Raw genomic sequence first — 6,274 nt, 5'->3', positions numbered from 1 at the left:
TCCCCGGTGAGGGTCTGGGCCGCGCTCCAGTCGCTGTCCTCCACCAGGGTGAGGGAGACGGGGTCGACCTGGGGCAGCACGCCGTCGGTGATATGAATATTGAGGGTGCCAAGGTTGCTCTTGTCCCCGTCAAAGTCGGTGCCTTGCACCTGCAGCCCCAGGTTGACGCTGTTGGTGCTGACCGGTTGATCCAGCACGCCGTCGAGCACCACCTGGTACTTGCCATCCAGCCCCAGGGTCACGGTCAGAATGGTCTTGCCGCCCGCATCCAGCAGGGTGATGACGTTGCCGTTGACCTGATAGTGGGTCGGCTGGCCGCCGCTGGTGAGGCCATTCAGGCCGGGCTGGCTTGCCTCGAAGTTGAGCGACACCAGGCGATCGCTGCCCACGCTCACTTGCAGCTGGCCATCCAGGGTCTGGCCAGAGGCCCCTTCCTGCAAGGTGACCCCGCTGTCGTTGCCAAGGCGGGGATCCACACCGTCGCTGATGGAGACAACCAGGTCGGCGCGGGTCTCGTCGCCGTCGATCTCCTTGGCGGAAACGGTGAGCCCGAGGGAGAGCTGGTCGCTGCCCTGATGGTCCAGAGGCCCATTGAGGGAGACGGTGACATTGCCGTCGATATCACTGCCATGTTGGCTGGCGGTCAGCTCGGCCTTCAGCACCTCGACCCGCTTGCCATTGCCATCCAGGTAATACCCCGTCAGCAGGCGATCACCGGTGAATTCGAAGGTCAAGGCGTGGCCGTCGCTGCTGATGCCGCTGCCGTTGAGACGGGCCAGGGTTGCACTCTGATCCGCGAAGACGGCACTTGTTGCCACCAAGGGATCGGACTGATGGCCCACCACGAACTGGCTCTGTCCCACCACCGCCGCCGGATTGGTGAAATCATCTTCCGTGAGGCTGATGGGGGCGATGGTGAAGTCAGGCGGTGTGCTGTCCACCAGGTTGACGGTGAGATTGGCGCTCACAAGATCCCCGTCGCTGTCGCGGTACTCCAGGGCAAAGGGCAGGCTCAGGCTATCCTGGCCGTGATCCAGGCTCTGGTTCCAGACGATGCGATAGCTGCCGTCGTTGGCCAGGGTCAGGGTGAAGACGGTCACGCCCCCTGCGCTGGCGGTGAGAGCCTGGCCGCTGACCTGGTAGGCGAGCGCCGTCCCGTGGCTGGTCAAGCCAAGCTGATTGAGGGCACCTTGATCGGCGGCAAAACTCACCTGCAGGTTGCCATCAAGCCCGGCTCCGGTGTGCAGGGATCCGGCGGCACTCACCGGCCCCTTGGCGAGATCCGCCTCGGAGAGGGTCAGGGTATCGCTCTGACCGATGAGGGGAGCCCCGTCGATCACCCGGTTGCCCGCCAGATCCGTCACCTCGGCGCGTACCTCGTAGGGGCCCTGGATGCTGGAGAGATCCAGGCCATTGAGCTGCCAGCGGCCGTCACTGCCCACCAGGGCACTGCCGCTGAAGAGGGTCTGGCCATTCTGGCCAACCAGGGTGATGGTCACCCGCTGCCCCGCCTCCACGTCCGTGGTACTGCCGCTCAGGGTGACCTTGTCATGGCCGAGAATGCTGTCGGTATCGAGATCGTCGATGTCGATGGCAGCACGGGTATCCACCGTCACCGTCAGGGTGTCACTGGCCCGGTTGCCTGCGATGTCCACCGCATCGACGCGAAAATCATGGGGGCCATCGGCCAGGGTATCGGGGAGCTGATATTGCCAGTTGCCGTTGCCATCCACGGTGAGCACGGCCATCACCTTGCCTTCCAGGGTCAGGGTAACGGTAGCGCCAGGCTCCCCCTTCCCTTGCAGAAGTGGTGTGGTGTCGCGGGTCAGATCATCGGTCTGGCTGGTGCCGGTGTCGCTCTCGTCCGCCAAATCCAGGGTAATGGTGGTGATGGTGTCGAGCAGGGTCTGGCCGGTGTCGCTGGCCCGGTTGCCGGCTGCATCCTGGGTATCGGCCTGGATGGTCAGGGGGCCGTCCACCAGCTTGCCGGTGACGTCGCCGAAGTTTGCCTCCCAGACGAAGCCGGGCAGCACCACTGTGGTGGTGGTCAGGCGATTGCCATCTTGGTCTATCAGGGTGACGGTGACGGTCTGGCCGACTTCCACGTCCTCGACAAAGCCGCGAATGATGACGCCGGTCGCCTCGTCGGCATTGATGATGTTGTCGTCGGTCTGGGGTTCTGTGATGGTGATGGCTGCCAGCAGATCCTGATCTTCGGCATAGAGCAACTCGTCGCCCGGCTGGCGCGCCTCATGGCCGGTGTCAAATCCCGCCTCGGCCAGGGTCGCATCATTGATACGATCCACCACCACGAAACCGCCGGCGCTGGAGCCGGCCACACCGCCAACCGTAGCGGCCGCCGCGTTACCGGCCGCCGTCTCTTCAAACAATTTGGTCGGGTCTGCCCCCTGGCGGATCGCCTCCTGGAGGCTCGCCAGCTCGGCATCGGCACCGGCGGGCAGTGCCGCCTCGGGCTGGGTGGGCTCGGGGCGTTCGCTGCCCGCCTCCGCCAGCTCCACCTGTCCGTCGGATTCGGTGAGCAGGCGCATCCCGGGCTCCAGTTGCATGCCAAGGGTAGCACGGCGCAAAGAGCCGTCCGCATCCATCACAAACACAGCGCCCTCCACCTTGGCAATAAGAGTCGGTTTATCGATTCGCAGCTCGGCCATATATCCTCCAACGGGTAAACACAGACTTCCCAGCACATGAAGCGTAAAGGGAAAGTCTCCGTGACAGGCGGCTATTTTACCGTCAATAACCCCCTATAACCCTTCGTCATTTTCGAAAATATCGAAAGTAAATGCCGCAAACCGTCCTATTAAATTCAATAAGACGCTACCAGGACGCGAATATGCTGGAATAAAGCCCTTATTTTTCCTTTCCTGAAAACAGATGGCTCTCTTGGCACCCATTTCTACGACAGCTTCTGTCACAAAGTCCCTTGACAGGGACCATGGTGATGGAAAACCGAAGCCTCCCCCTCACCCCTTCGCAAGCTTAATATTGAATTTAAATTCAACATCAGCAGTTCATTCTCTCTCTTCAGGCGGTGTATCTGCCCGCAGCCTCTCGCCCTTCCCCCCTAGCCAGCATGATGAACATCGTTTTTACCTATTTTCATCAAAAGAGAACGGGTGGAAATAACCCTCGGATGAGGTTCAATAATTCCACCTGGATCGCACTTTTGGCATCCCTCACCCCCCTCAATTGATCTAGCGCAACTCCCACGGGGATAAATGATTATCCATTTTACCCATTTGGTATTATCCCCCCGAGCAATTGCATAAACACCGATTTATATGCAGCCATAACAATGGATCGGCCTGCCATGCCCGTCGATGATGAGCACAGATGTCCACACCAAGATGGAACGGTCAGGCCCGACATGGACTTTTATCTGGGAGTGATGACCGTGGATTCATATGACAAGCTATTTCGACCAGGGCTGGCAGCCCTGCTGCTGACCGCCCTGCTGGGTGCAGGCAGTCTGGCACAGGCGGCCGACGAGGCACAAAGCAAGGGCAAGATCGAGGCGCGCAGCGAGCTGTTCGCCAAGGATCACGCCGATCAGTTCACCAGCTGGAAAGGCACCAGCGAGAGCCGCGAGCGCACCGACGCCCTGGCGGAAGATCCGCAGATGGTGGTGCTCTGGGCCGGCTACCCCTTCTCCAAGGATTACAACAAGCCGCGCGGCCACTTCTATGCGCTGACCGACGTGCGGGAAACCCTGCGTACCGGCGCCCCCAAGACCGCCGAAGACGGTCCGCTGCCCATGGCCTGCTGGAGCTGCAAAGGCCCGGACGTGGCCCGCGTCATCGACGAGAAGGGTGAGGATGGCTACTTCAAGGGGATGTGGGCAAAAGGCGGACCCGAGATCGTCAACACCATCGGCTGCGCCGACTGCCACGACACCGCCTCGAAAGAGTTCAAGGAAGGGAAACCCGCCCTGCACCTCTCCCGTCCCTATGCCGACCGGGCCATGACCGCCATCGGCAAGCCGTTCAAGGAGCAGGGGCGCTTCGATCAGCAGTCCCAGGTGTGCGGCCAGTGCCACGTGGAGTACTACTTCAGCGGCCCCACCAAGGCGGTGAAATTCCCCTGGGACAAGGGCACCACAGTTGAGCAGATGGAGCAGTATTACGATGAAATAGGCTTTGCCGACTGGACCCATGCCCTCTCCAAGACCCCCATGCTCAAAGCCCAGCACCCCGAGTACGAGACCTGGCGCGCCGGCATTCACGGCCAGAACAACGTCGCCTGCGTCGACTGCCACATGCCCAAGGTGCAGAACGAACAGGGCAAGGTCTACACCGATCACAAGGTAGGCAACCCCTTCGATCGCTTCGATCAGACCTGCCGTAACTGCCACACCCAGAGCAAGGAGATGCTGCAAGGGGTGGTCAAGCAGCGCAAGGATGCCGTCACCGAGATCAAGCTCAAGGTCGAGAAGCAGCTGGTGCACGCCCACTTTGAAGCCAAGGCCGCCTGGGATGCCGGCGCCACCGAGGCCGAGATGAAGGACATTCTGCAGGACATCCGTCACGCCCAATGGCGCTGGGACTTCTCCATCGCCTCCCACGGGGTGCAGATGCACGCCCCGGAAGTGGCGCTGCGCATGCTGGGAACCGCCCTGGACAAGGCTGCCGATGCCCGCACCAAGCTGGCACGCCTGCTGGCCGCCAAGGGGATCAGCCACGAGATCGCCATTCCTGACATCTCCAGCAAGGAGAAGGCCCAGGCCGCTCTTGGCATGGACATGAAGCAGATGAACAGCGACAAGGCCCAGTTCCTCAAGACCACAGTCCCCGCCTGGGATGCCGAGGCCAAAGCGGCCGGACGGCTCGCACAATGACGAGGCATGCGGGCCCGCAGTGTCGGGCCCGCAGCCGGATGGAGGCTTCCTATGGGTGATTTAACAATGGATTTCTTACGACTGATGCTGATGGCAGCCATGCTGCTCACCAGCCTGCAGGGCCAGGCGGCCGATGCGGCAACCGCCCCGGCACCGACTACACATGAAGTGGAATTTCTGCGCAGTGCCGACAAGGCCTGCACCGACTGCCACAAGGAGCAGGTCGAAGGCATGCACGGCAAGCACGGCCAGGCGACCAACCCCAACAACCTGGCGCCGGTCACCTGCACCAACTGCCACGGTCAGCCCTCCCCCCAACACCGGGAAGGGGTCAAGGACGTGATGCGCTTTAGCGACAGCTTCAATGACAAGCAAAGCGGCTTGGCAGAGAAGCAGAGTACCGAGCGCTACCCCATCGCCGAGCAGAACGGGGTCTGCATGAGCTGTCACGAGCCCAAAGTGCTGCGCGAGGCGCTCTGGGCCCACGACGTGCACGCCACCAAGCTCACCTGCACCAGCTGCCACCAGTTGCACCCGGCCAAGGAGCCCATGGTAGCGATCCCGGAGAAGTCCCGCATCAAGCTCTGCGTCGACTGCCACAGCAAGCAGCATGAGGCCGTCAAGGCGGCCAAGGCGAACACCACCTCGGGCAAGGAGGCACCATGAGCTGCTCTCGCCGTCACTTCATGGCGGGGATGAGCGCGGGGGCCCTCATCATGATGACAGGGCCGACTCGCTCCCTTGCCACCACCCTCGCCCACAGCCAGACCATCGACGGGGTACGCTTTGGCATGCTCTACGACGAGACGGCCTGCATCGGCTGTACCGCCTGCATGGATGCCTGCCGGGAGGTGAATCAGGTGCCAGAGGGAGTCTCGCGCCTCGAGATCATCCGCTCCGGCCCCATCGGTACCTTCCCCGATGCCGAGTACCACTTCTTTCGCAAGTCCTGCCAGCACTGCGACAACGCCCCCTGCGTGCACGTCTGCCCGACCGGTGCCTCCCATATCCGCAAGGAGGATGGCATCGTCGACGTCAACCCGGATCTCTGCGTTGGCTGCATGTACTGTCTGGCCGCCTGCCCCTATCAGGTGCGCTTTATCAACCCTGTGACCAAGGTGGCCGACAAGTGCGACTTTTGCCGCAAGACCAACCTGGCGGCGGGCAAGGAGCCGGCCTGCGTGGAATCCTGCCCCACCAAGGCGCTGGTGTTCGGCAATCTGGATGACCCGGACAGCCCCATCGCCAAACGGCTGGTGAAGGAGACCACCTATCGCTACAAGCAGGCACTCGGCACCTCGCCCAAGATGTACCGCGTGCCCAAAGGGGAGATAAAGTCATGACGATGCAAGAGGCGTTTCACTTCCCTTCCCTCGTGTGGGGATTCGTCCGATCGCCATCTACCGCAGTAGCAGTAACAGA

General features: G+C 61.9%; 4 protein-coding genes. 3 read left to right on the top strand and 1 reads right to left on the bottom strand.

What is annotated here, in order from left to right; all coding sequences use genetic code 11:
- Positions 1-2,669: retention module-containing protein (locus AB5Y59_RS07820; protein ID WP_368211770.1), on the bottom strand; the 2,669-nt coding region annotated here is incomplete at its 3' end.
- Between the two features lie 737 nt (positions 2,670-3,406).
- On the opposite strand from AB5Y59_RS07820, the gene nrfA reads away from it, so the two are divergent.
- From nrfA to AB5Y59_RS07805, 3 genes are read left to right on the top strand one after another with little or no spacing between them, the layout of a single operon-like run.
- Positions 3,407-4,852, top strand: a complete 1,446-nt coding sequence (gene nrfA / locus AB5Y59_RS07815; protein ID WP_279956297.1) for an ammonia-forming nitrite reductase cytochrome c552 subunit — start codon at positions 3,407-3,409, stop codon at positions 4,850-4,852.
- Positions 4,853-4,903: 51 nt separating this feature from the next.
- The gene (gene nrfB / locus AB5Y59_RS07810) at positions 4,904-5,518 is read left to right on the top strand and encodes a cytochrome c nitrite reductase pentaheme subunit (RefSeq protein ID WP_368211769.1); all 615 of its coding nucleotides are present in this window, start codon (positions 4,904-4,906) and stop codon (positions 5,516-5,518) included.
- On the top strand, positions 5,515-6,195 hold the full coding sequence (locus AB5Y59_RS07805; RefSeq protein WP_368211767.1) for a 4Fe-4S dicluster domain-containing protein: 681 nt from the start codon (positions 5,515-5,517) through the stop codon (positions 6,193-6,195). The genes nrfB and AB5Y59_RS07805 overlap by 4 nt, the downstream gene beginning before the upstream one ends.
- The last annotated feature ends 79 nt before the right edge of the window (positions 6,196-6,274 follow it).

The organism is Aeromonas sp. s10 (assembly GCF_040907975.1).
GTDB classification, from domain to species: Bacteria; Pseudomonadota; Gammaproteobacteria; order Enterobacterales; family Aeromonadaceae; genus Aeromonas; species Aeromonas caviae.
This window is presented reverse-complemented; position numbering and strand designations above follow the sequence as displayed.